This is a genomic window from Bradyrhizobium sp. AUGA SZCCT0431 (assembly GCF_018131065.1).
Taxonomy (GTDB): domain Bacteria; phylum Pseudomonadota; class Alphaproteobacteria; order Rhizobiales; family Xanthobacteraceae; genus Bradyrhizobium.
In genome coordinates this window covers 1-23,010 of the sequence record NZ_JAFCLR010000028.1, presented here as the reverse complement: position 1 = coordinate 23,010, position 23,010 = coordinate 1, and the positions used below count along the sequence as shown (strand labels likewise).

The following is a 23,010-nucleotide window of genomic DNA, read 5'->3' as shown; positions in this document are numbered from 1 at the left end:
GATCAAGCGCCGAGCGCAGGCGGCCGGCGCCGCTCTGGCAGAGCATCGCTTCGCGTGCTGGCGCCAAGTCAAACCAACAACTTCATGAAATTACGCTTGCGATCGAAACGCGCTTTGAGCCCCAGGACATAATCCGCCTGCTCCTTTTTGCTGCGCATAGTCGCCATGCGCGCGATCAATTTTGCTGCCTCCGCATATGCTGCATTGCCACCAGTAGTGACAAGCAGCACAACGCGTTCGGCATGAACTTCAAGTGCCTCACGCGGATGGGTCGCTTCGCTCGCTCTGGCAAGTTCGTCCTTCAAGACCGGCGACAGGCCGTGCTTCCGCGCCACCGCCCAGGCCGCATCGAACATCTTCTCCTGCATCCATATCCGGACCAGAAGATCGGACGGCTGAAACCAATGGAATCGCGCGCCTGAGGCCTGCTTGGCCTCCAGGAAGCTGACAGCGCGATCGCGGGTTTCCTCGCCGCCGAATTTGCGCAGCCGCGAGTAGAGATGGAGCGAAGGCGTCTTTTCGAAAGCACGCCACAGGTGCGCCTCGGCATTTGCGCTTCGACCTGCCTTCGACAGGGCGTCCGCGGCGAAGAGTACGAGTCGCTCGTCCGGCCGCTCGTCCTCGAACACCCACAGTCCCTCCTCAGCACGGCGAACGGCCTCTTCCTCGCGCCCGTGCGTGCGGCAGAATTCGGCGAGTTGCAAATAGTCCCACTGGGAGGACAGGTCCTTGGCCCGCAGGGCAATGCGGGCGTCGACGTCGCCGGCGCGTTCGGCAAAGAAATCGAGAATCCTCATGAGTTGGTCCGAATTATCGTTGAACTCCTGCTGCTCCGGCTCCTGCTGCCTCCCGCGGCCGCTGCACGGGGACAGATTCTCCCACGCCTCGGCAGCGAGCCGTCGATATTCGGCGAGCCCGCTCTCGCCGAGCACCTCGGCGTAAAGCGCCACGGCGCCGTCGAACGTCCCGTATTCGTCCTGCATCTCGCGGGCGAATAGATCGCGGGCGAGTTGTATTGGCTCGGGCCGTATTTCGCGAACCGCGGCAAGATGTATGTCGCGCGCCCGGCCCAACAGCGCGCCACAACCTCCGTCGGAATCGTCGATCCCCTCGATCGCTTGCTCGATCCGCTCGATCGCGCGCACGGCAAGCTCGCATGCAAGGGCGGCGCGAGTGCCGGATGCGAGACCGGCAACGGAGTCGAGCACAGAATCCACATTGGCTACCCAGCCGGAAGCCTTGCGATAATCAATAAAATCCCTGACGCGCGTCGCGTCGTCGATCGCCTTGCGCAATCGCGCTCCAAGCGTCTTGTCATCGGCGTGCATCAACGCGGCGGCGTTGTCGAGCTTGCGGAGCAATGCAGTATCCTGTTCCGCCATATCCACGATCATTTCGACGAGAGCGTCGACACCTTTTTGTTTCAGATGATTGCGAATCCGCGCAAACGCATCATAGCCGTCGGTTCTCGCGTCGTTCGCCGCCAGTGCGGTGGCCACCAGATGCTTGCAGAATCCCCAGTCTCCGTACGCGGGGCATGAGCACGCGCCATCAAACTCCTTGCCCTGCCCTGTCAGTTCCACGCGATAATCTTCCGTTCCCGCGACCTCTGCCAGCACGCGCCGAGGCCCGATGACGAGAATCTCAACCTGTCCGCTGACGGAATAGGCTTCGCCGCGCGCAAACACCTTTGCGCCCGCACGTTCGCGCAGGACCTCGACGTCGAAGCGGGGTGGGCTCTTGGCTTGCATAGGAACGGTTACAGCAGGAATCACGCCCGTCGAATTGCAACGCCCTCATCAACTCACATAGATCGCCTCCGAGAAAGAATAGTTACCGAACGATCGACAGGAATCCACCATCGATGCGCTTGGCCGGATCGGTCCTTCCATCGCCGCCCCTCCGGACGTGAGGTGTCTTCAAAATTGCGGCACGCCAGCGCTAAACGGTTCTGAGCGCTGAGTTTCGTCTTCACCGCCACTCGGAATGGCGTTCCTGCGCCAGCATGCCAGTGATCCAGTCAACAAAGGCGATGATTTCCGGATTGGCGCGATCCTCGCGGCGATAGAGCAGTCGGTGAGCGACCGCAGGAATGCCGAGCGGCCCGAAAGGCATGATCAATGCGCCCCGGCGCAGATGGTCTCCCGCTTGCAAGGTCGATTCGAGCGCGAGGCCCAGCCCGTCTGCGGCGACTGCAAGTGCAAGATGGGCGCGGTCGAACTGCAGGCCGCGCGGATTGAGCGGCACCAGCCGCGCGTGCCTGGCCGACCACTGGTCCCACGGCACCACGCAACGCAGCGAGTGGATCAGCGGCACGCGGGCGATATCGGCAGGCGCCGTCAATCGATGCTCGGCGACGAAGCTTGCGCTCGCCAGCGGCACGATCAACTCCTCGACCAGCGGCACCGCCTCGCAGGATTCCGGCACCGGACGCGCATACTGGATATCGACCAGGATGCCGTCCTGGCCGAGCCGCGCCGGCTCGTGACTGGCGTAGAGCGCAATGTCGATCGCCGGGTGCTCGCGCAGGAACTGGCCGAGCCGTGGCACCAGCCAAAGCGTCGCGAAGCTTGGCGAAGCGTGGATCGGCAGCCGGCGCACGCCAGCGCCGGAGGCAACGCGGCTGGTTGCGGTCACGAGCCGGGCGAAGCTCTCCCCTATCGATGCGCTGTAGGTCAGCGCCTCCTCGGTCGGGATGACGGTTCGCTTGACGCGCAGGAACAGCGGGCGCCCGAGCGTGCCTTCCAGCGCACGCATCTGATGGCTGATCGCAGAAGGCGTCAGGTTCAACAGCCTGGCCGCGCCGACAAAGCTGCCGGCCTCCATCACGGCGCGGAAGGTCAGCAGCCACTGCAAAGGCGGCAACTCGCCAATCATCGACGAATACAGCTCATCGATTCAAGCATCCTTATTCGCTTTTGCTGCCCCATTTGCTCATGCTAGCACGCATAAATGAGGAATGCAGCTCATCAAAAGAAGCTGCTAGCGATCGGGAAGAGACGTCACCCGCCATAGTGGGGGCGAAGATCGGCATGCGGCGCAAGCCCCTGGTGATCGCTGTACGCCGCCTGGTACGCGGCGCGGAAACCACTTTTCCGTTCGTCGATTCCTCACCGGATGAGGCTGGCCCGATCATCGATCGGCCGAAGGCGAAAGGCGCGACCACATGAACCTGCATCGCATGCTCCTGGAACGGAAGGCGGCCGGACGGCCGGTCACGGTCGCCATCATCGGCGCCGGAAAATTCGGAACGATGTTCCTCTCGCAGGCCCGCAACACCGACGGCATGCACATCGTCGGCGTCGCCGATCTCAACACCGCGCGCGCCCGCTCGCAGTTGCAGCTCGCCTGCTGGCCGCAGGAGCAATATGCGGCCGCCTCGATCGAGGACGCGCTCAAAAATGGCGCGACGCATATCACCGACGATGGCGACAAGCTGGTCACCCATCCCGGAGTCGAGGTCGTCATCGAAGCGACGGGCGATCCCGGCGCCGGCATCCGTTTTGCGCTGAAAGCGATCGAGCACGGCAAACACATCATCATGGTCAATGTCGAAGCCGACGCCGTCGCCGGCCCGATCCTGGCGCGAAAGGCGAGCGCGGCCGGCGTGGTCTATTCGCTCGCCTGGGGCGACCAGCCGGCGCTGATCGCCGACCATGTCGATTGGGCGCGCGCGGCAGGCTTCAAGGTGGTGTCGGCCGGCAAGGGCACGCGCTACCACCCGACCTACCACCAGTCGACCCCCGACACGGTCTGGGACATCCTCGACAAGTACATGAAGATCAAGGATCGCAACTCGATCAATCCGAAGATGTTCAACAGCTTCGTCGACGGCACCAAGTCGGGCATCGAGATGACCGCCGTCTGCAACGCGACCGGCCTTCATGCGCAGGCCGACGGCCTCTCCTTCCCGCCGGCGACACGTTTCGAACATGCCGAGATATGCAAGCCGAAATCGGACGGCGGCGTTCTGGAGCGCAGTGGCGTTACCGAGGTCACGTCTTCCGTCTATCGCGACGGCACCGATGTCGCCAACAGCCTCGTCATGGGGACCTATGTCGTCTTCGAGAGCGACAGCGCCTATAGCGAGGAGTGCTTCCGCGAGTACAGCATGCTGCCGGACAAGACCGGCAAATATTCCTGTCTGTACCGGCCGATCCACATGATCGGGCTGGAGCTCGGCATCTCGGTCGCCTCCGCCGCCCTGCGCAAGGAGCCGACGGGCGCGCCGATCATGTTCAACTCGGATGTCGTCGCCACCGCCAAGCGCGCGCTCAAGGCCGGCGAGATGCTCGACGGCGAAGGCGGCTTCTGCGTCTGGGGCAAGCAGACGCCCGCCTCGGCCTCGCTCGATGAAGGCTATCTGCCGCTCGGACTTGCCCACAACGTCAAGCTCAAGACCGACATCGCCGAAGGCCAGCGCCTGAAATGGAGCGATGTTGCGTACGATCCCGCCAATCTCGCCGTAAAAGTCCGGCGCGAGATGGAGGCCGCCTTCGCGCGCCCCAACATCCGCGTCGCCTGACCGACTTCATGACGGGGCCATCGCGCCCCGCCATCGCCACAGAGCCCGAACAACGGGCCGAACCACAACCGAGGAGGACTAACCATGACGACCAAGGGACGAAGCTATCTATCCCGCCGCGCCATGCTCGGCGGGCTCGCGACCGGCGCGGCGCTGATCGGCATGCCGGGCGTGCTCAGGGCCCAGAAGCTCAGCTGGATCGGCGCCAGCGCAGCCTCGCAGCAGGATTTCATCGGCGTCAGCCTCGATTTCTTCAACAAGCGCGTCGCCGAACTGAGCAAGGGCCAGATCGAAATCACCGGCCACCATGGCGGCGCACTCGGCGGCGAACGCGAGCATGTCGAGGCCGTCCTCCAGGGCGCGATCCAGATCGCCACGCCGGGCCAGGGTGTGGTCGCCGGCTGGTACCGCCCCGCCGAGGTCTGGACCCATCCTTATTTGTTCAAGGACGTCGCGCATAAGGATCGTGTCTGGGACACCATGCGCGCCGAATACCAGGATGACATCGCCAAGAGCGCGAAGCTGCGGCCGCTCGGCGCCATCCCGCGCATGCCGCGCATGCTCTCCTGCAACCGGGTGGTGAAGGTGCCAGCCGACATGAAGGGGCTCAAAATCCGCGTGCCGGAAACCGCGCTCTGGCGCCGGACCTTCGAGCTGTTCGGCGCTTCGCCTACTCCGCTCCCCTTCCCCGAGGTCTTCCAGGCCCTGAAGTCGAGCGTGATCGACGGCCAGGAGAACCCGATGGGCCTGACTTACAATTCGGGCATCTTCGACGCCAACACCCATCTGTCGCTGACCGAGCACATGATGCAGGACAACTGCGTCCTCATGAGCGAACAGGCCTACCAGAAACTGAGCCCGGAGCTGCGTCAGGCGGTCGATCAGGCCGCGCGCGACATGGAAGCCGAGATGCGGCCGAAGGTGATCGGCGACGACGTTCGCATCCTGGAACTGATCAAGGCCAAGAAGATCGTGATCTCCGAGGTCGACAAGGCGGCCTTCACCGCGACCGTGAAGAGCCTGACCACCGAGTTTCCGGCCGGCAAGAAATGGGCCGACCGCATCGGCCAGATCGCCTGACGCGTTCAGACTTGCTGCGGACGCGCACGCTTCGGTCCACGGCCGAGGCGGCGCGTAAGCGCGGGCAATTGTTGTTTGACAGCGGAGCATCCCGCATGAAGGCGCTCATCGGCAAGCTATCGGACGTCATCACCGAGATCGCCAAGTTCGCGCTCGGACTCTGCGTCGCGGCGATCGTGCTGATCACGCTCGCCGCCGTGTGGTGGCGCTATGTCATCAACGCACCGATTGCCTGGGTCGAGCAGGTCTCCAACATCCTGTTCATCTGGATCACTTTCATCGGCGCGGCCGTGCTCTACCGGCAAAAGCTGCATATCGGCGTCGACATGTTCATCGGCATGCTCAAGGGACGCGCCCAGCAGGTGATGTTCTGGGTGATCGAACTCGCCAACCTGACCTTCATCATCGTGCTGTTCGTCTACAGCCTGAAACTCTCGATCGACGTCCTGCCCAACACCTATGGCGCGCTCGATATCACTCCGGCCTTCTTCTATTTCTCGGCGCCGGTCTCCTGCGCGATGATGATGCTCTACTTCATCGAGAAGATCGTCGATCCCTCCAAGCGTCAGCCTGACGGCTTCGCGGGGGATTTCTGATATGAGCACCGTTCTGATTGGCGGCTTCTTCCTGCTGCTCGCCCTGTCCGTGCCGATTGCCTTCGCGATGGGGCTCGCCACCATCGGCGCGATCTTGACCCATGGCTCGCTGCCGATGTCGATCCTGGCGCAGCGCACGCTGGTCGGCGCCGATTCCTACGCGCTGCTCGCGATCCCCTTCTTCATCCTGGCCGGAAACCTGATGAATGGCGGCGGCATCACCCACCAGATCATCAGCCTCGCCAACGCCATGGTCGGCCGGTTCCGCGGCGGTCTGGCGCTGACCTCGGTGACCGCGGCGATGATCTTCTCCGGCCTGTCGGGCTCGGCGGCGGCTGACGCGTCGGCGCTCGGCAAGGTGCTGATCCCGGCGATGAAGAAACAGGGCTATGGCGGCGGCTTCGCCGCGGCGCTGATGGCGTCGGCCTGCGTCAACGGGCCGATTATCCCGCCCTCGATCCCGCTGGTCATCTACGGACTGTCAGCTGGAAAGGGCGTCTCCATCATCGCGCTGTTCCTCGGCGGCATCGTGCCGGGCATCCTGCTTGCGCTGTCGCTGATGGTCGCGGCCTACTGGATTTCGGTGAAGCGCAACTACCCCGTCTCGGAAGCGGTGCCGATCCGGCAGATTCCCCGGCTGTTCCTGCCGGCAAGCTGGGCGCTCATGATGCCGGTGATCATCCTGATCGGCGTCACCGGCGGCATCGTCACGGTCACCGAAAGCGCCACCATCGCCGTGGTCTACGCCGCCTTCATCGGCTTCTTCGTCTATCGGGAGCTCAGCCTCAGGACGATCTGGCCGATCCTGATCCAGACCGCTCTCGACACCGCGCTGGTGATGTTCATCATCGCGCTGTCATCGGGTTTCGGCTGGCTGCTCGCGGTCTCGGGCACCCCGCGCGCACTCGCGATCTGGATCGGCTCCCTCTCCTCGGACCCGACGATCATCCTGATGATGATCAACGTCTTCCTGCTCATCATCGGCATCTTCATGGAGCCGCTGCCGGCGATGTTCATCCTGATCCCGGTGCTGGTGCCGGTGGTCCAGGCCGTCGGCATCGACCTCGTCCATTTCGGGCTGGTGATGGTATTCAACCTCTGCCTCGGGCTGATCACGCCACCGGTCGGTATCCTGCTCTACATCTGCGCCAACTTCGCCGGCGTGAAGCTGGAAGAGGAGAGCCGTGAACTCGGCCCCTTCCTGGGCGCCGGGGTCGCGGTGCTGATCATCATCTCGCTGTTTCCCGCGACGGTATTGTGGCTGCCGAGACTGCTTGTGGGTTACGGCCAGTAGACGCGGCGGAGCCTTTGGAGGTGTTTGATGGCGTGCCTCCGCATCAGCGATCCGCCAGTTTGCATCCCGGCTGCGGCGCGATCTGGCCCAGCGCGCGGACGGTAACGAGATCGCTCCCCTGCGTCCTGGCGATGAACATATTCATCGTCGCGTAGTGGTTCTGGTCGATCGTCACCGGCCCGGTCGGCGATGGAAAGACGAGCCCCGCCAGCGCGTCGATGAGGGCCTCCTTGTCGACCTTGCCGGCCTTCTCGATCGCCGCCTTGAGCGCGATCAGCGTGTTGTAGTGGGTCATGACGTAGTTCGACACCAGAACGTCCGCGCCGCCCTCAGCGCGGACCTTGGCGACGAAGGCCTTGATGGCGGGATCGTCGCTGGTCGCAACCGACGGCACCGCCGTGTACATGTTCTGGCCCTTGCCGCGGAAAATGCCGAGATCGATTTCGGACAATCCGAGGAATGCGACCGTCGTCTCCTTGAACAATCCCTTGTCGTCGGCCTGCCGGATGAAATCGATGCCATCGCCTTTCAGCGCGAACAGCAAAACCTTCGGCTTGGCCACCGCCACCTGCGCGATCAGCGGGGTGAAATCCGTTTCGGTGCCCAGCGTATATTGCGTGCCGACGACCTTGCCGCCGAGCTGCTCAATCAGCGGCTTTGCAATATCGAACATCTGGTGCGGCCAGACCCGGTCGGCGCCCAGCAAAAAGTAGGTATTGCCGAAGGCCTGGTTCATGTAGGGCAGCAATTGGCCCATGTCCTGGTTGGGCACCGTCGAGAACGAGAAAACATAACGGCTGCATTTGCCGCCTTCAAAATTGGTGGCGTAGAGCAGCGGCGTCTTCAGGCTCTCGGCGATTGGCACGTTCGCATTCAGATTGGCCGAGGTGATGGGGCCGACCACCGCCACAACGCCATCGGTCTCGATTAACTTGCGCATCGCGGCCTCGGCGGAGGCCGGCCTCGTTTTGTCGTCGGCGTAAATCACTTCTACGGGTCTGCCGAGAATGCCGCCCGCGGCGTTGATTTCCCTGGCCGCGAGGTCGAGCCCGAGCCTGGCCTGCTGGCCGTAAAGCTCGACGCCGCCGGAAAACGGCAGCACCGCGCCGACGCGGATCGGCTCGGCGGCATCGGCGCTGCTGAGGCCTACGCCACATACCAGCAGCGCGAGCGCCATGCGTTTGATCGACCGCAACGTCATTCGCGTCCCCTCCGCGACCGAGAATCGGTTGCGGGCGAGCCTACTAGGGATTCGTCGGCCGTGCAGCCGCGCGGACTTCAGGCGGCGGCGAGCGACCGGCGCGTGAATTCGCTTGCTTTCAACCGGCTTACCAGCGCCGAAAGTTCCTCGACTTCTCCCGACGTCAGGTCGGTCAGCGGCGAGCGCACCGGGCCGGAATCGCGGCCGATCACTTTCATCCCGGCCTTGATCATCGAGACCGCATACCCGCGCTTGCGGTTGCGGATCGCGAGCAGCGGCATGATGAAATCGCGCAAACCCGCCTGGACGGTTTCACGGTCGCGCTGCCGCACGGCCGCGTAGAATTTGGTCGAGAAGTCAGGCACGAAATTGAACACGGCGGAGGAATAGGTGGTGACGCCCATTTCGAGGTACGGCAACGCGAAGGTCTCGGCCGTGGGCAATCCACCGACATAGGTCAGCCGGTCGCCCATCCGCAGATGAATGCGCGTCATCTGTTCGATGTCGCCGACGCCGTCCTTGAACCCGACGAGGTTCGGGCAGCGTTCGCAAAGTCTTGCGATCGTGTCCTCGGTGAGGATGGCGTTGTCGCGGTTGTAGACGATGACGCCAAGGCCGGTGGCCTTGCACACCGCCTCGACATGATCAGCCAGCCCCGCCTGCTCGGAGAACACCAGATAGGGCGGCAGCAGCAGGATGCCGTCGGCGCCGGCACGCTCGACGGCGCCAGCGAGTTCGGTCGCCATCGCCGTGCCATAACCGATGCCGGCGAGCACCGGTACGCGACCGGCGGTCTGCTGCACCGCGGTTGTAACGACGTCGACGACTTCCGCCGGCGTCAGCGAGAAGAATTCGCCGGTGCCGCCGGCCGCGAACAGACCGGCCACCTCATAGCTGCACAGCCAGTCGAGATTGGAGCGATAGCGCGCCGCGTCGAATTTGTTGGCTGTGTCAAACGGCGTGACGGGGAACGACAGCAGCCCGTTGCCGATCGTCAGTGCCATTTCCTTCGGGGTCATTCTGCTCATCGCTGCGGTCCTTGCTGTGAAGACCTCAGGAGTAGACCGGGACTGATGCCGCCGCAGACCAATTGCTGGATCGAATGATCCATTGATTGGATGGTTCAGGCGCCGGCAAGATCGCGGGCGATCGCCGCGATCACCGGCAACAGCGGATTGTCGTTGTCGTCCCGCCAGACGAAGTAGAGTTCGGCCGCCCGCTGCTGGTCGTCCGCCAGCGGTCGCAGCGCGACACCCCTGAACTGCAGTTTCTCGGCGGCCTCCGGCACCAGGGCGACGCCGACACCGGCTTGCACGATGGCCAGGATCGAATGGATCTGCGCGAGGTGCTGGACATAGACCGGCGCCAATGCTGCGCGCGAGAAAAGCTCCACCAGCAGATCATGGAAGTAACGGGCCTCATACGGTGCGTAGGTGATGAACGGTTCGGCCGCGAGGTCCGAAAGATCAATCGTCGTCGCCCCGGCGAGCTTGTGCCCGGCCGGCACCGCCGCGATCATCCGTTCGGCCTTGACCCGAAAAAACTGCAGGCCGGTGCGCGGGATCGGCGGCCGCAACAGGCCGATATCAATTTCGCCGGCACCGAGACGCTTGAGCTGGTCGCCGCTGACCATTTCCTTGAGGATCAGTTCGACATCCGGCAATTGCTGGCGGCAGGCCGCGACCAGCTCCGGGACATAACTATAGGAAGATGCAGCGGTGAAGCCGATATTGACCGAGCCGGCCTTGCCTTCCGCCACGCGCCTTGCCAACAGAGCCGCGCTCTCCGTCAGCTTCAGGATCAGCCGCGCCTCAGTCAGGAAGCTTTGCCCGGCCGGTGTCAGCCGGACCAGGCGATTGCCGCGCTGAAGCAGCTTTACACCCAGGATCCGTTCGAGAATCTGGATCTGCCGGCTCAGCGGTGGTTGCGTCATGTTCAGCCGGGCAGCGGCGCGGCCGAAATGCAGTTCCTCCGCCACGGCCACGAAGCAGCGCACCTGACTCAGTTCGAACATCCCACTCCCTTTATTCTTTGGCGCATACCGGCTCCCAGCTCGCTAGCCTAGCTCATCCCTGCCATTTGATCCAAAATTGGTATCGGACCATCCTCATTCTGGTTCGCTATTGGATCGGTCATCGCCTATCGTGCCATCAGCGCGGCCAAAGACCGCGATGCGCGACGCCGCAGAGCGCTTGCGCGAATTCGACCGGAGGAAAAACCATGCTTCCACGTTTCGGGCGCCGCGCCGCCCTCGCCGCCGCAGCAGCTATCCTGTTCAGCCAACTGCCGGGCGCCGCTTCCGCCCAAAACATCGACCGGCCGGTGCGCATCATCGTGCCGTTCGCGCCCGGCGGAACCTCCGACATTTTGGCGCGGCTGATCAGCCCGAAACTGTCGGCGGCGATCGGCCAGAGCGTGGTGATCGAGAACAAGCCCGGCGCGTCCGGCAATCTCGGCGCCGACACCGTCGCCAAGGCGACGCCTGACGGCACGACCTTGCTGCTGACGGATCTCGGTTCGCTCACGACGGCGCCCAGCCTGTTTTCGAACCTGACCTATAGTCTCGAAAAGGACCTCGCGCCGGTCACGATGGTGATGTTCGGCCCCTATGTGCTGGCCGTGCATGAATCGATCCCGGTCAAGACGGCGGCGGAACTGGTTGCCTATGCCAAGGCCAATCCCGGCAAACTCGCCGTCGCCAATTCCGGCGTCGGCGGCGCCAATCACATCACCGCCGTGGTGATGCAGAAGGAACTCGGCATCCAGTTCAAGCATGTGCCCTACAAGGGCGGTGCTGCGGCCACCCGCGCCGTCGTCGCCGGCGAAAGCGGCGCCCTCATCAATGGCGCGTCGGCCACCCTTCCCTTCGTGAACAACAAGCAGTTGATCGGTCTCGCGGTCACCGGCGAGAACCGCGTCCCCTCCGCGCCTGACGTGCCGACCTTCAAGGAGGCCAAGCTGCCTGGCGGTGAGTTCGGCACCTGGCAAGGCATCGTCGTGGCCAGCGGTACGCCGCCGGCGGTGATTGCCCGACTCAATGCCGAGATCGGCAAGATACTGGAGACACCCGAGATCAAGGCCAAGATCGCCGAACAGGGCGGCGAAGTCCGCGCCGGCACCACGGATGCGATGGCGGCCTGGTTGAAGGATTCAACAAAGCGCTGGGGCGACATCATTCGCGAAGCCGGCATCAAGGGCGAATGACGCGATCGATAGGTGCGATGCGAGGCTTGCGATGAACGCCCGCCGAACGGATTGGCAGGACCTGCTCTTCGGGCTGTTCCTGATCGCTGTCGCTGCAATCGCGCTGGCGGCGACGCGCACCTTGTCGGGCGGCAATGCCGCCGACATGGGGCCGGGCTACATGCCGCGCGCCATCGCCATCATGCTGCTGGGTTTCGGGCTCTGGTTCAGCGTCCGCGGCATCCGCCGCCCCTTTGTCGGGATCGCGCCGGTCCGGCTGCAGCCCCTGCTCGCGATCACGGCATCCGTTGCGGTGTTCGCACTGACAGCCACGCGCTTCGGCCTTGCGCTGTCGTCCTTTGCCGCAATCCTGATCGCAAGCCTTGCGACGCGGGAAGCGCGGCCGATCGAAACCCTGCTGTTCGCGCTGGGGCTCTCGGCGGCCGCGGTGCTGCTCTTCGTCAAGGCGCTGGCCTTGCCGGTGCCGATCTGGCCTGGAGCATGGTTCTGACATGGAGCTCTTCGACAATTTGCTGATGGGGCTGTCGACCGCCCTGCAGCTGAACAATTTGCTGTTCTGCCTGATCGGCGTCGTCATCGGCACCGCGATCGGCGTGCTGCCCGGCATCGGGCCGATCCCGGCGGTCGCGCTGCTGCTGCCGTTCACCTTCGGCCTGTCGCCACCATCCGCCATGATCATGCTGGCCGGCATCTTCTACGGCGCGCAATATGGCGGCTCGACCACGGCCATCCTCGTCAACGTGCCCGGCGAAACGTCTTCGGTCGTCACCTGCCTCGACGGCCACGAGATGGCCAAACAGGGCAAGGCCGGGACGGCGCTCGCCATCGCCGCGATCTCGTCGTTCTTTGCCGGCACGGTAGCTACAGTCGTCATCGCCGTACTCAGCCTGCCGCTGGCGGCGCTGGCGCTGAAATTCACTGCGGTCGAATATTTCAGCCTGCTCGTCCTCGGTTTGATCGCGGCCGTCGTGCTCGCGCACGGCTCCGTCGCCAAGTCGCTCGCGATGGTGCTGCTCGGCATCCTGCTCGGCCTCGTCGGCATCGATGTCAATTCAGGCGCGCCGCGCATGACCTTCGGCATCCCCGAGATCTCCGACGGACTTGACTTCGTGCCGGTCGCGATGGGGTTGTTCGGTCTCGGCGAGATCATCGCCAACCTCGAGCGCCCGGCGACGATGCGCGTCGTCAGCCAGTCGATCCGCAGTCTGATCCCGAGCCGGGCCGATCTTCGCGCCGCCTTCCCGGCGATGGTCCGCGGCACGCTGCTCGGTTCCGTGCTCGGCGTGTTGCCGGGCGGCGGGGCGGCGCTGCCACCGTTCTCTTCGTATGCGCTGGAGAAAAAGCTCGCCCGCGATCCTTCCCGCTTCGGCAAGGGCGCGATCGAAGGCGTCGCGGGGCCCGAGGCTGCCAACAATGCCGGCGCGCAGACCAGCTTCATCCCGCTATTGACGCTCGGCATCCCCGCCAATGCCCTGATGGCGCTGATGATTGGCGCGCTGATGATGCAAGGCATCCAGCCCGGGCCGCAGATCATGCGCGAGCAACCCCAGCTGGTCTGGGGCGTCATCGCCAGCATGTGGGTCGGCAATCTGATGCTGCTCGTGATCAACCTGCCCCTGATCGGCGTATGGGTCTCGATGCTCAAAATTCCCTATCGCCTGCTGTTCCCGGCCATCGTGCTGTTCTGCTGCATCGGCACCTTCGGCATCGCCAACAATCTGTTCAATGTCTGGCTGATGCTCGGCTGCGCGGTGATCGGCTACTTCTTCATCAAGGTCGGCGTCGAGCCCGCGCCGCTGCTGCTCGGGCTCGTGCTCGGCCCGCAGCTTGAGGAAAATTTCCGGCGCGCGATGCTGCTGGCGGACGGCGATTTCTCGGTCTTCCTGCGCCGCCCGATCAGCGCCACGCTGCTCGCCCTGGTCGCGTTCTTGTTCCTGCTGATGGTGTTCCCGGCAATCCGGCGCAGCCGCCGGGAGGCGCTGGCGGAGTGACCACGGCGTTCGGAAAGAGACGGCAAGCCTAGCGAGGCCGAGAAGGTCCCGATCATCGTGATGACGGACCTGCTATTATGCGGCCTCTCCCGATGCGAGGTCGCCGCTCGGGACGTCCTGCTCCTGTCTGGCCGTTCGCCACCGTTCCGCGTTAGCCAGATCAGCGATGGGCGATAGCAGCGCACGATCGAACTCCGCCATGGGGTTTGCCGCCCGCGCCCGTGCCGGCCAGTCCGCATGTGCCAGAGCGCCCCGCCCAAGCGAGACGAAGTCTGCCTGACCGTTCGCCAGGAGTTCGGCCGCACGCTTCGGGTCGTGAAGCGATCCATTGGCCAGAACCGGAAGCCGCGCATGTCGTTTCGCAAGCGCTGAAAGGCTTGCGCCGGTTTCACCGAAGGCAGGACGCCACGCCTCGAACTCCGTTGTGTGGAGATAGTCGAGCGGCAGGCGGCCGAGCGTAGCGAATATGATCGCGGCATCGTCCTCATGCCCTGACCATTTATTGAGGACGTCGTTGACCTTCCCCTGCGAGATGCGGACGCTGACGACGAACTTGCCGCCGACCGCAGACCGGACTGCGCGAACCACCTCGACGGTTAGCTGAATTCGACGGGCGATATCGCCTCCATATTTATCCGCGCGCAGATTAACGTGTTCGGTCAGGAACTGGTCGAGCAAGTAGCCATTCGCGCCATGCACCTCGACGCCGTCGAACCCTGCATCCTTCGCGAACAGGGCTGCCCGCGCAAAGCCTTCGACGGCCTCCGCGATCTCTGCCTCGGTCATCGCGACCGGCATGGGGTACGCACCACTGCCGCGGTAGAACGCCAGTTGCTCTCCCCTCGGCCGAATGGCCGAGGGTCCGGCGGTCTGCGAACGATATGGGTTGCCCTGCGAGAGCGCGCCCGCGTGCATGAGCTGCGCAATGATCCGCCCGCCCGCCTGATGTACGCCGTCCACAACGGCACGCCAGCCGTCGACTTGAGCGGCGTCGGTCAGGCCGGGCTGATACAGATAGCCTTGCGAGAACGCCTTGTCGGTGTAGATACCCTCGGTCACGATCATGCCGAAACCGCCCTCGGCGAACGAGCGATAGTAGTCCGCCATGCTCCGCGTCGCGCGCCCATGCTGATCGGCGCTGACGCGGGTCATCGGCGCGACGGCAAGCCGATTTGCCAGTGTGAGGCTGCCAACCTGCAGAGGGACGAAAAGGCGCTCGATTGCGGACTGCTCAAGTCGGTTCTCTACTTCATCAGGCGCCATGTCACGGCCTTCCCGCCGTCGCGACCGCAGCGATCGCTTCGATCTCGATCATGGCTTCCGGCGTGTAGAGCGCTTTGACTTCGACGATGGAGTCGGCGGGATAAGGAGCGCTGAAGAACGTGCGGCGAAGGTCGACGACCTCCTTGAAGTGGGTCATCCCGGTGAGGAAGATCGTCACCTTGATGACGTTCTGCAGGCTTGATCCGCCCGCCTCGAGCGCACGGCGCAAATTGGCGAAAGCCTGCTCGCCCTGAGCGCGGAACCCGCCTTGAACGATCTTGCCATCGTCGGCGTAACCAGCCTGGCCGGAGATAAAGAGCAGTTCGCCAACCCTAATTCCTTGCGACAGAAGATAGGGCTCGTAGGGGTCGGGTTGGGTGATCACACGCTGCAACATGAACTTCTCCATTTGTTGAATCGCGGCCACATAGCTGAGACCAATTCATCTCAACTGCATGCATTGGATGCGACATCTTGGCAGAGATATGGGAATTTATTGGCACTCGACAAATTCGAAATCATCAGGCATTAGATGAGTAAATTTCATCTATATGATCCAATGCGTCAGTTACCACCACTTTCCGCCCTTCGCGCCTTCGAGGCAGCTGCGCGCTGCGGCAGCTTCAAGCAGGCCGCCATCGACCTGGCTGTCACGCCAACGGCGATAAGCCACCAAATCCGGTCGCTCGAGGATCATACCGGGCTCGTCCTGTTTGAGCGCCGAACACGTCAGGTCATCCTGACCGAGGCCGGGCAGCTGCTTTATCCCGTGCTGCGCGAAGGCTTTGACTCATTCGCTGCAGCGCTGGACCGCCTGCGCAAAACAAAACGCCGACCCACCGTGACGATCACCGCAACCACCGCCTTCACGGCGAAGTGGCTCGTGCCCAAGGTTACGAGATTTCAGGCGCTTCATCCGGACATTGACCTGCACCTACATGCCTCGGACGCGGCCGTTGACCTTGGGAGCAATGCCATCGACGTCGCGATCCGCTACGGTCGGGGCCCTTATCCGGGACTTCGTGCCGAAGCGATGTTTACCGATCGGTTCGCACCCGTCGTGAATCCCCATCTGGGCGTCCGCACCCCCGACGATCTGGACCGCGTGCCCCTCATCCACTTCGAATGGCACCGTCCCGATCCGGCCAATCCGACCTGGGCGGGTTGGTTTAGAGCAGCAGGCGTGACTGCGAACGATCCCAGATCCCAGCTGAGATTTTCAGACGAAAGCCATGCCATCCAGGCCGCCGTGGCCGGCCAGGGAGTGGCGTTGCTCAGCTTGAGCCTCGTGGAGGATGAGCTTGTGGCCGGCCGGCTCATCCAACCCTTTGGACCCGTCGTCGAGGGCCTGACCTACCACATGTTGACGGTCGCAGACCGGCCGATGAGCCATGTAATTACGGCCGCCACGGATTGGCTTCGAGCCGAGATTGATGGCGTCCGGTCGACAGAGTGATCATTCTTCGTCGCGCGGTGATCATGCGCTCAGTCCTACCGCCCACTTTCTACCAGGCCTCATTTCTTGCCTTGCGGGTAGATCGTCTCGCCGCGCTTGAGCATCGCGACGAACGTTTCGACCTTCTTCTTCCGTCCGGCTTCGGTTTTCATGTTGTGAGTCCGAAACGCCAGCGCGAAGCGGTTCTGCGCGCTGAGTTTCGCCAGCATGGCCTTCGCCCTGGGCTCGGCATCGATCGCGGCTTGCAGATCGTCGGGGATCTTCATGTCCTTGCTGTTATAGGCGCGCGCCCAGCGCCCGTCGGACTTGGCCGCGTCCACTTCTCTTAACCCAGGATCGGTCATTCGGCCTTCATCGATCAGCCTTGCGACATTATCGACGTTGATCTGGCTCCAGATACTTTTCCTCGTGCGCGGCGAGTAGCGCTGCATGTAGCTCTTGTCGTCGAAACCCTTGCGCTGGCCATCGATCCAACCCCAGCACAGCACGACGTCGATGGCCTGCTTCGGCGTAATCGATTTGAATCCTGAATCCACCTTGTGGATCTTGATCCAGATTTCATCTTCCTTGTCGTGGTGTTTACTGAGCCACTTGTAAAAACTTTCGGCGTCCTTGAATTCGCGGACCTTGTCGGGATTGATTTTAACGGGTGCCACCAGCAGACCTTTGATCGCAGAATCATTCGTAGTTGAACGCTTCTATCACCGCGCGCATCCGCCGGGCTTCAGGAGCGCTGCAGCGCGCGGCCGGCCTTACCCCCAAGGCAGCACTGGCCGTGCAGTGACGAGCTTATGCGTCTCCCAGAGGGCTCCCGAATGTCGCGAAGCTTCCCTTTGAATTGTCTGGGGAATCGGCCCGGGCCCGTCCTTCACAAGTGGCCAGCGCCCCCGTCTGCCGGACACGAACACGTGAATAATATATCGCATACGATTAAATCGGACACATTGACTTCCGATGCTTTCGGGCCTTTATACCGCGTACGCAAATAGATCGCATCCGATCTAACTCACAAAGGGAGAAGGACCATGACCAATGCAAGCAAGACCGCGACGACCGCCATGAAGCTCGAGGTCGTCGTCATCCCGGTTTCCGACGTCGATCGCGCCAAGGCGTTCTACGGCAGCCTCGGTTGGCGGCTCGATGCCGACTTCGCCGACGGCAAGGACTATCGCGTTATCCAGTTCACCCCGCCCGGCTCCGACGCTTCTGTCATCTTCGGCAAGAACGTCACCGCGGCGTCCCCCGGCTCCGCAAAGGGACTTTACCTGGTGGTCTCCGACATCGAAGCCGCGCGCAAGGAACTGCAGGGTCGCGGCGTCGACGTGAGCGAAGTGTTCCACGCCGCCGACGGCGTGTTCACCGGCAAACATGAACCCTTCCTGCTCGGACGCGATCGCGCCAGCGGCCCGGATCCGGAGCGTCGCACCTACCAATCCTATGCTTCCTTTAGCGATCCTGACGGCAATGGCTGGCTGTTCCAGGAAGTCACCGCCCGCGCCCCCGGACGCGTCGAAGGCGACACGACGTTCTCGTCGTCGGCCGAAATCGCCAGCGCCCTTCGCCGCGCCGCGGCAGCCCATGGCGAGCATGAGAAGCGGAACGGCGGCCAGCACGATGTGAACTGGCCGGACTGGTACGCCGAGTACATCGCCAAGGAACAGGCCGGCGAGCCGCTGCCGCTGTGAGCCGCTTCTAACCCACGCGGACCGGCCGGGTCTCGGCCCGGTCCACGAGGGACTGCGAAATTCTTGAACCCATGGAGAATCGATATGAGCAACCATCTGTTGAAGACGATACGAATTGCGACAACGGCCGCGTTGATGGCGGCAAGCGTTTTGGCGCTGCCTGCGGCGCAGGCGCAGCCGTCCGGCATCAAGCGAACCGATCTGCAGCGGCATGATCTCAGCATCCCCGGACGCGAGGTCGTCCAGGTGCGCGTCGATTTCGCGCCGGGTGCGGCGTTCGGCAGGCATAGCCATCCCGGCGAAGAGATCGTCAATGTGCTGGAGGGCACGCTCGAATACGAGGTCGAGGGCAAGCCACCGCTCACGCTCAAGGCGGGCGATGTTCTGTTCATTCCGGCCGGTACCGTTCACGCGGCCAAAAATGTCGGCAGCGTCACCGGCAGCGAGCTCGCCACCTACATCGTCGAAAAGGGCAAGCCGCTTCTGACGTTGAAGAAGTGACGGCGACGGCTTCCCACGAGGAATACTGCGATGATCGACATAGCCCTCGCCCTCGCGGCAGGACTGCTGACGGTGGCGGCGCCGTGCATCCTGCCGCTGCTTCCGATCCTGCTCGGCACGTCGATCGGCCAGCAAGGCCGGTTGCGGCCACTGTTCATCGTGGGCGGTTTCGTCATCGCCTTCTCCGGCTTCGCGCTGCTGTTCAGCGCGTTCCCAACGGTGTTGGGGCTGTCGCATGACAGCTTGCGGAAGATTTCCATCGTGCTGCTCGGCGGCTTTGGCGTGCTGATGCTCTGGCCGCGACCCTACGAATGGCTCGTGGCGCGGTTGAGCGGCCTGCTCTCGCACGCGGATGGCGCCGTGCGGGCCGCCGGACCGGGCAATTTCGGCGGCCTCGTTCTCGGCCTCTCGCTCGGCGTGTTGTGGACGCCCTGCGCCGGGCCGGTGCTCGGCTCCATACTCACGCTGATCGCAACGTCCGAAGACCTCGCACGCGCCGGCGTGCTGCTCGTCACCTACGCAACCGGCGCGGCCCTCCCGATATTGCTGATCGCTTATGGCGGGCAATACGCCACCACCCAGATGCGCAGGCTCACGCCCTACACGCCTGCCCTGCAGCGCAGCTTCGGCGCGGCAGTACTGCTCGTCGCGTTCGCGTTCTACACGCAATACGACACCATCATCACGGTGTGGCTCTCGGACTTCTACCCGAACCACCAAACAGGACTATGACCATGCGCAAGCTCCTCACCCTCGTTGTGCTTCTGATCGTCGGCTTCCTCGTCGTCGTGCAGTTCAGCCCGTCGCTGACCCGCGGCGAGCAAACCACATCGAGCGAGCGCCGCACCGCGCCGGAATTTGCCGGGATTTCGGCCTGGCTGAACTCTCCGCCGCTGACGCTGGAAAGCCTGCGCGGCAAGGTCGTACTGGTGCAGTTCTGGACCTATTCATGCATCAACTGCGTGCGCACCCTGCCCTATGTGACGAAGTGGTACGACACCTACAAGGACAAGGGTTTCGTCGTGGTCGGCGTACATACGCCTGAATTCGCCTTCGAGAGGGAGACGGCGAATGTCGAGACCGCCATCAAGCGCTTCGGTATCAAATACCCGGTTGCTCAGGACAATCAGTACCGCACCTGGCGCGCCTTCGGTAATCAGTATTGGCCGGCCGGATATGTGATCGACAGGTCCGGCACCATCGTCGCGACGCAGTTCGGCGAAGGCGGCTACCAGCAGATGGAGAACACGATCGCCCGCCTCGTCGGCGAAGCCACACCGGCGGCGCAGGCCAGCGATCCGGATCTCGCCGGCATCGAAACGCCTGAACTCTATCTCGGGTCGGAGAAGAACGACGGCGCCATCGTGGCCTCGCAGGATGCCGCAGCTGGAGAGCGATCCTACGCGCTGCCGGACAGCGTGCCGCAAGGTCGCTTCGCGCTCGGTGGCGGTTGGAAGCTCGTTGGCGACAGCGCCACCGCCTCGGCAGACGGGACCGAGATCGTGGTCCGCTTCAACGCGCCCAAGGTCAATCTGGTCGCTGGCAGCGCGTTGCCGCAAGCGGTTTCCGTCACCGTGGACGGCAGGCCGCAACCGCCGGTCACCATCGATGGAAGCCGGCTTTATCCCCTCTACAGCGGCAGCAGTGGCGAGCATGTGTTGCGCCTGAAAGTGCCCAAGGCCGGCCTGAGCGCTTACAGCTTTACGTTCGGTTGATCGCCAAGGCTTGATTGAAAAGGCTTCTTAGACAAGGCTTCTTAGACAAGATTTGGCCGCGCGCCGCTGGCGCAAGCCTGCTCGACGCATCGGCTGGCGCGGAGGATTTTCTCCTCGCTGAACATCGGCCCCACGATCTGCAGGCCGATCGGCAAGCCCTCGACAAACCCGCAGGGCACCGAGGCCGCGGGCTGGCGCGTGAGATTGAACGGCCACGTCAACGGCGTCCAATCGAACCATTGCGGAAAGCGTGCCGGATCCGGCGTGTCGACGCCGGCCGCGAAGGCGGTGATTGGAATGGTCGGCGTCAGCAGCAGATCGTATTCCTGATGAAAATGATGCATCTGCTGGCTGAGCGTGCGCATGTCGGCATAGGCCGCCTGCAATTCGCTCGCCGAAATATCCTGGGCGGCGATGACCAGCCTCAGCAGGCCCGGATCGAGCGCCGCCAGCTGCGCGCCGTCGAAATCCCGCACCACAGCGGCGTGCGATGCGCCCCAGATCACTTCCAGCGCAGGCTGAGCGCCGGAGATATCCAGTTCAACGGGCTGCACGTCGGCGCCGGCCTTCACCAGCGCGTCGATGGCCGGCTGCATACCGGCCACCACGGCGGGATCGGCGACCGGGAAGCCGAGATCGGGCGACCAGGCGATGCGCATTCCCGCCACGCCCTGCTCAAGGCCCTCGAGATAGTCGATGCCGCGATAGGGAATCGCGAAGGAATCCCGCACATCCGGCCGCGCCAGCACGTTCAGCAGCAGCGCGCTGTCTCCGACATCGCGCGACAGGCCGCCATAGACCGCGAGCGTGCCCATCGGCCCCAGCAGATTCGGGACCACGCCATAGCTCGCCTTCAATCCGAACACGCCGCTGAACGCTGCGGGGATGCGGATCGAGCCGCCACCATCGCCGCCGGTGGCCAGCGGCACGACGCCCGCCGCGACCAAGGCGGCCGAGCCGCCGCTGGAGCCGCCGGGCGTGCGGGAAGTGTCCCAGGGGTTACGGGTGATGCCGGTCAGCGGGCCGTGCGTAATCCCCTTCCAGCCGAATTCCGGAGTCGTTGTCTTGCAGAAGAACACCGCGCCGGCCTCACGCAGGCGCGCGACGCCCGGCGTATCCTCCGTGCTCGGCGCCGTTGCCGTCGAGTGCGAGCCGATGCGCATCGGCCAACCCTTGACATGTCCGGTGTCCTTGATCGCGACGGGCACGCCGTCGAGCGGCCCCATTGGCTCACCGCGACGCCAGCGTTCCGCCGACTCCGCAGCTAATCGCCTCCCCTGCGGCTCATCCAGCAGGCAGGTCGCATTGAGAGCCGGATTGACCGCGTGCAGTCGCGCCAGCGTCGCTTCCAATACATCGACCGGCGACAGGTCGCCCTTGGCGAAGCGCCGGGTCATCTCGCGGCCGGAAAGCCAGTTCAAATCGTCAGACATCGCGCGGGTTACTCGGCCGCTTCACGCGCGGGGACGCTCGGCTCGATATCGCATTGCAGGATATCGGTGAAGCGGTTGAACGCGCCACACAGCGAGATGCGCCAGGTCAGTTCGACAATCTGGGCTTCGGAGAAATGTTCGCGAAGGCGGGTGAAGATTTCGTCGCGGGTCTTGCTCCAGTTATTGTTGACCGCAACGGAATATTCGACCACGAGCTTGTCGACGACATCGAGTTCCGGATGGTCCTTGTAGTCGAGCAGCCGTTCGGCGCCCGCTTCCGATACGCCCTGGATCGCCAGTTTCGGCGCGTGGTGCGATACGCAATAGTCGCACTTGTTCAACAAGGACACCGCCACCAGCGCGATCTCCAGATGGCGCTTCGACAAGGTGCCGCTCTCGGCGAGATCAACCAGCAGCGACCAGGTGTGCTTGAAGATCGGCGGCCGGTGCGCCATCACGCCCGCCTGGTTCTCGAACGCGCCATAGGTCGTCATCTTGTCCCACAGCGGCTGCAACTCGGCCGGGAGATCGTCTTTGGTCTTGATCGACACGCGTGACATCGGCTTATCCTTAATCGAGGATGGGAATTGCAGTGATGTTGCCACAGACAGGAATCTTTGGCGCGGCTTGCCTGGAATAGCAGATCTGTCCGGGGCGGGTATTGTCAAACAGGACTCCACCATGCGTCGTCCCGGCGAATGCCGGGACCCATACCGCGTGATCTCTCGATGAAGCCCCGATAACAGAGACCGTTCGCAAAACTTCTTCCTGTGGTTATGGGTCCCCCGATGCGCAATTGCGCATCTGAGCTCAAGGCCGGGACGACAGCGTATTTGTTGTTGCACCGAGACCCAAACATGACTTCGCATTCTCGCGACGCATCGCGCCCGAGCTTTGCAAGTAACTTCCCGCCCTCTCATCAAGAGGGCGCAGGGAAGACCGGGTGCGCGCTGCACCCGCGGTCTCGTGTGCGGTTTGCACAGAAAAGTGTGCACACGAGCATACAGGGCAGCGGAGAACACCCAGCCTTCCCTGCGCAATTGCTTTACGGCTTATAACGCGATCT

The 23,010-nt window shown here is 63.5% G+C and carries 23 protein-coding genes; 13 read left to right on the top strand and 10 right to left on the bottom strand.

Annotated features, from left to right (window positions below; all coding sequences use genetic code 11):
* Positions 1–68 precede the first annotated feature (68 nt).
* Together JQ567_RS24900 and JQ567_RS24895 are read right to left on the bottom strand one after the other, a co-directional pair.
* Entirely contained in the window at positions 69–1,751 is a 1,683-nt protein-coding gene (locus JQ567_RS24900; protein WP_249165696.1) for an SWIM zinc finger domain-containing protein, read from the bottom strand.
* Between the two features lie 220 nt (positions 1,752–1,971).
* Positions 1,972–2,877, bottom strand: coding sequence for a LysR substrate-binding domain-containing protein (locus JQ567_RS24895; protein WP_212441250.1), 906 nt, complete (start codon positions 2,875–2,877; stop codon positions 1,972–1,974).
* A gap of 155 nt (positions 2,878–3,032) precedes the next feature.
* On the opposite strand from JQ567_RS24895, the gene JQ567_RS24890 reads away from it, so the two are divergent.
* The 5 genes from JQ567_RS24890 to JQ567_RS24870 all read left to right on the top strand — a co-directional run bounded on the left by JQ567_RS24890 (position 3,033) and on the right by JQ567_RS24870 (position 7,495).
* Positions 3,033–3,170, top strand: a complete 138-nt coding sequence (locus tag JQ567_RS24890; protein WP_212441249.1) for a hypothetical protein — start codon at positions 3,033–3,035, stop codon at positions 3,168–3,170.
* Positions 3,167–4,525, top strand: a complete 1,359-nt coding sequence (locus JQ567_RS24885; protein ID WP_212441248.1) for an NAD(P)H-dependent oxidoreductase — start codon at positions 3,167–3,169, stop codon at positions 4,523–4,525. The genes JQ567_RS24890 and JQ567_RS24885 overlap by 4 nt, the downstream gene beginning before the upstream one ends.
* Positions 4,526–4,609: 84 nt before the next feature.
* On the top strand, positions 4,610–5,605 hold the full coding sequence (locus JQ567_RS24880) for a TRAP transporter substrate-binding protein (RefSeq protein ID WP_212441247.1): 996 nt from the start codon (positions 4,610–4,612) through the stop codon (positions 5,603–5,605).
* Between the two features lie 95 nt (positions 5,606–5,700).
* On the top strand, positions 5,701–6,201 hold the full coding sequence (locus JQ567_RS24875) for a TRAP transporter small permease (RefSeq protein WP_212441246.1): 501 nt from the start codon (positions 5,701–5,703) through the stop codon (positions 6,199–6,201).
* A gap of 1 nt (position 6,202) precedes the next feature.
* The gene (locus tag JQ567_RS24870) at positions 6,203–7,495 is read left to right on the top strand and encodes a TRAP transporter large permease (protein WP_212441245.1); all 1,293 of its coding nucleotides are present in this window, start codon (positions 6,203–6,205) and stop codon (positions 7,493–7,495) included.
* A gap of 43 nt (positions 7,496–7,538) precedes the next feature.
* On the opposite strand, the gene JQ567_RS24865 is transcribed toward JQ567_RS24870, so the two are convergent.
* The 3 genes from JQ567_RS24865 to JQ567_RS24855 all read right to left on the bottom strand — a co-directional run bounded on the left by JQ567_RS24865 (position 7,539) and on the right by JQ567_RS24855 (position 10,710).
* Complete coding sequence (locus tag JQ567_RS24865) at positions 7,539–8,696, bottom strand: substrate-binding protein (protein ID WP_212441244.1); 1,158 nt, start codon at positions 8,694–8,696, stop codon at positions 7,539–7,541.
* 77 nt (positions 8,697–8,773) lie between these two features.
* Complete coding sequence (gene kdgD, locus JQ567_RS24860) at positions 8,774–9,724, bottom strand: 5-dehydro-4-deoxyglucarate dehydratase (protein WP_212441243.1); 951 nt, start codon at positions 9,722–9,724, stop codon at positions 8,774–8,776.
* A gap of 95 nt (positions 9,725–9,819) precedes the next feature.
* Complete coding sequence (locus JQ567_RS24855; RefSeq protein ID WP_212441242.1) at positions 9,820–10,710, bottom strand: LysR substrate-binding domain-containing protein; 891 nt, start codon at positions 10,708–10,710, stop codon at positions 9,820–9,822.
* Between the two features lie 206 nt (positions 10,711–10,916).
* Here JQ567_RS24855 and JQ567_RS24850 point away from each other — a divergent pair, with 206 nt between their 5' ends.
* From JQ567_RS24850 to JQ567_RS24840, 3 genes are read left to right on the top strand one after another with little or no spacing between them, the layout of a single operon-like run.
* On the top strand, positions 10,917–11,900 hold the full coding sequence (locus JQ567_RS24850) for a tripartite tricarboxylate transporter substrate binding protein (protein ID WP_212441241.1): 984 nt from the start codon (positions 10,917–10,919) through the stop codon (positions 11,898–11,900).
* A 31-nt stretch (positions 11,901–11,931) separates the two neighbouring features.
* Positions 11,932–12,390, top strand: a complete 459-nt coding sequence (locus tag JQ567_RS24845; protein ID WP_192739635.1) for a tripartite tricarboxylate transporter TctB family protein — start codon at positions 11,932–11,934, stop codon at positions 12,388–12,390.
* Position 12,391: 1 nt separating this feature from the next.
* Positions 12,392–13,891 carry a tripartite tricarboxylate transporter permease gene (locus tag JQ567_RS24840; protein ID WP_212441240.1) on the top strand — a complete coding sequence of 500 codons (1,500 nt, stop codon included), beginning with the start codon at positions 12,392–12,394 and terminating at the stop codon, positions 13,889–13,891.
* Between the two features lie 75 nt (positions 13,892–13,966).
* Here JQ567_RS24840 and JQ567_RS24835 read toward each other — a convergent pair whose 3' ends face one another.
* Positions 13,967–15,154: an NADH:flavin oxidoreductase gene (locus JQ567_RS24835; protein ID WP_212441239.1), complete on the bottom strand. Its 1,188-nt coding sequence runs from the start codon at positions 15,152–15,154 to the stop codon at positions 13,967–13,969.
* 1 nt (position 15,155) lies between these two features.
* Positions 15,156–15,551, bottom strand: coding sequence for a RidA family protein (locus tag JQ567_RS24830; RefSeq protein ID WP_212441238.1), 396 nt, complete (start codon positions 15,549–15,551; stop codon positions 15,156–15,158).
* Between the two features lie 135 nt (positions 15,552–15,686).
* Here JQ567_RS24830 and gcvA point away from each other — a divergent pair, with 135 nt between their 5' ends.
* Positions 15,687–16,610 carry a transcriptional regulator GcvA gene (gene gcvA / locus JQ567_RS24825; RefSeq protein ID WP_249165695.1) on the top strand — a complete coding sequence of 308 codons (924 nt, stop codon included), beginning with the start codon at positions 15,687–15,689 and terminating at the stop codon, positions 16,608–16,610.
* Positions 16,611–16,669: 59 nt separating this feature from the next.
* On the opposite strand, the gene JQ567_RS24820 is transcribed toward gcvA, so the two are convergent.
* Complete coding sequence (locus tag JQ567_RS24820; RefSeq protein WP_212441237.1) at positions 16,670–17,266, bottom strand: YdeI family protein; 597 nt, start codon at positions 17,264–17,266, stop codon at positions 16,670–16,672.
* Between the two features lie 369 nt (positions 17,267–17,635).
* Here JQ567_RS24820 and JQ567_RS24815 point away from each other — a divergent pair, with 369 nt between their 5' ends.
* The 4 genes from JQ567_RS24815 (at position 17,636) to JQ567_RS24800 (ending at position 20,511) form a co-directional block, all read left to right on the top strand.
* On the top strand, positions 17,636–18,295 hold the full coding sequence (locus tag JQ567_RS24815; RefSeq protein WP_212441236.1) for a VOC family protein: 660 nt from the start codon (positions 17,636–17,638) through the stop codon (positions 18,293–18,295).
* A gap of 84 nt (positions 18,296–18,379) precedes the next feature.
* On the top strand, positions 18,380–18,796 hold the full coding sequence (locus JQ567_RS24810) for a cupin domain-containing protein (protein WP_212441235.1): 417 nt from the start codon (positions 18,380–18,382) through the stop codon (positions 18,794–18,796).
* A 30-nt stretch (positions 18,797–18,826) separates the two neighbouring features.
* The gene (locus JQ567_RS24805; protein WP_212441234.1) at positions 18,827–19,528 is read left to right on the top strand and encodes a cytochrome c biogenesis CcdA family protein; all 702 of its coding nucleotides are present in this window, start codon (positions 18,827–18,829) and stop codon (positions 19,526–19,528) included.
* Positions 19,529–19,530: 2 nt separating this feature from the next.
* On the top strand, positions 19,531–20,511 hold the full coding sequence (locus JQ567_RS24800) for a thioredoxin family protein (protein ID WP_212441233.1): 981 nt from the start codon (positions 19,531–19,533) through the stop codon (positions 20,509–20,511).
* A 41-nt stretch (positions 20,512–20,552) separates the two neighbouring features.
* On the opposite strand, the gene JQ567_RS24795 is transcribed toward JQ567_RS24800, so the two are convergent.
* A complete protein-coding gene (locus JQ567_RS24795; protein ID WP_212441232.1) occupies positions 20,553–21,944 on the bottom strand; it encodes an amidase in 1,392 nt (463 codons plus the stop codon).
* A gap of 8 nt (positions 21,945–21,952) precedes the next feature.
* Entirely contained in the window at positions 21,953–22,504 is a 552-nt protein-coding gene (locus JQ567_RS24790) for a carboxymuconolactone decarboxylase family protein (protein ID WP_212441231.1), read from the bottom strand.
* Positions 22,505–23,010: the final 506 nt, after the last annotated feature.

Excerpts from the sequence above, each read along its gene's own strand:
- JQ567_RS24900 (WP_249165696.1), bottom strand. The coding sequence starts at position 1,751 with ATGCAAGCCAAGAGCCCACCCCGCTTCGACGTCGAGGTCCTGCGCGAA.
- JQ567_RS24895 (WP_212441250.1), bottom strand. The coding sequence starts at position 2,877 with ATGATTGGCGAGTTGCCGCCTTTGCAGTGGCTGCTGACCTTCCGCGCC.
- JQ567_RS24890 (WP_212441249.1), top strand. The coding sequence starts at position 3,033 with ATGCGGCGCAAGCCCCTGGTGATCGCTGTACGCCGCCTGGTACGCGGC.
- JQ567_RS24885 (WP_212441248.1), top strand. The coding sequence starts at position 3,167 with ATGAACCTGCATCGCATGCTCCTGGAACGGAAGGCGGCCGGACGGCCG.
- JQ567_RS24880 (WP_212441247.1), top strand. The coding sequence starts at position 4,610 with ATGACGACCAAGGGACGAAGCTATCTATCCCGCCGCGCCATGCTCGGC.
- JQ567_RS24875 (WP_212441246.1), top strand. The coding sequence starts at position 5,701 with ATGAAGGCGCTCATCGGCAAGCTATCGGACGTCATCACCGAGATCGCC.
- JQ567_RS24870 (WP_212441245.1), top strand. The coding sequence starts at position 6,203 with ATGAGCACCGTTCTGATTGGCGGCTTCTTCCTGCTGCTCGCCCTGTCC.
- JQ567_RS24865 (WP_212441244.1), bottom strand. The coding sequence starts at position 8,696 with ATGACGTTGCGGTCGATCAAACGCATGGCGCTCGCGCTGCTGGTATGT.
- kdgD (WP_212441243.1), bottom strand. The coding sequence starts at position 9,724 with ATGAGCAGAATGACCCCGAAGGAAATGGCACTGACGATCGGCAACGGG.
- JQ567_RS24855 (WP_212441242.1), bottom strand. The coding sequence starts at position 10,710 with ATGTTCGAACTGAGTCAGGTGCGCTGCTTCGTGGCCGTGGCGGAGGAA.
- JQ567_RS24850 (WP_212441241.1), top strand. The coding sequence starts at position 10,917 with ATGCTTCCACGTTTCGGGCGCCGCGCCGCCCTCGCCGCCGCAGCAGCT.
- JQ567_RS24845 (WP_192739635.1), top strand. The coding sequence starts at position 11,932 with ATGAACGCCCGCCGAACGGATTGGCAGGACCTGCTCTTCGGGCTGTTC.
- JQ567_RS24840 (WP_212441240.1), top strand. The coding sequence starts at position 12,392 with ATGGAGCTCTTCGACAATTTGCTGATGGGGCTGTCGACCGCCCTGCAG.
- JQ567_RS24835 (WP_212441239.1), bottom strand. The coding sequence starts at position 15,154 with ATGGCGCCTGATGAAGTAGAGAACCGACTTGAGCAGTCCGCAATCGAG.
- JQ567_RS24830 (WP_212441238.1), bottom strand. The coding sequence starts at position 15,551 with ATGTTGCAGCGTGTGATCACCCAACCCGACCCCTACGAGCCCTATCTT.
- gcvA (WP_249165695.1), top strand. The coding sequence starts at position 15,687 with ATGAGTAAATTTCATCTATATGATCCAATGCGTCAGTTACCACCACTT.
- JQ567_RS24815 (WP_212441236.1), top strand. The coding sequence starts at position 17,636 with ATGACCAATGCAAGCAAGACCGCGACGACCGCCATGAAGCTCGAGGTC.
- JQ567_RS24810 (WP_212441235.1), top strand. The coding sequence starts at position 18,380 with ATGAGCAACCATCTGTTGAAGACGATACGAATTGCGACAACGGCCGCG.
- JQ567_RS24805 (WP_212441234.1), top strand. The coding sequence starts at position 18,827 with ATGATCGACATAGCCCTCGCCCTCGCGGCAGGACTGCTGACGGTGGCG.
- JQ567_RS24800 (WP_212441233.1), top strand. The coding sequence starts at position 19,531 with ATGCGCAAGCTCCTCACCCTCGTTGTGCTTCTGATCGTCGGCTTCCTC.
- JQ567_RS24795 (WP_212441232.1), bottom strand. The coding sequence starts at position 21,944 with ATGTCTGACGATTTGAACTGGCTTTCCGGCCGCGAGATGACCCGGCGC.
- JQ567_RS24790 (WP_212441231.1), bottom strand. The coding sequence starts at position 22,504 with ATGTCACGCGTGTCGATCAAGACCAAAGACGATCTCCCGGCCGAGTTG.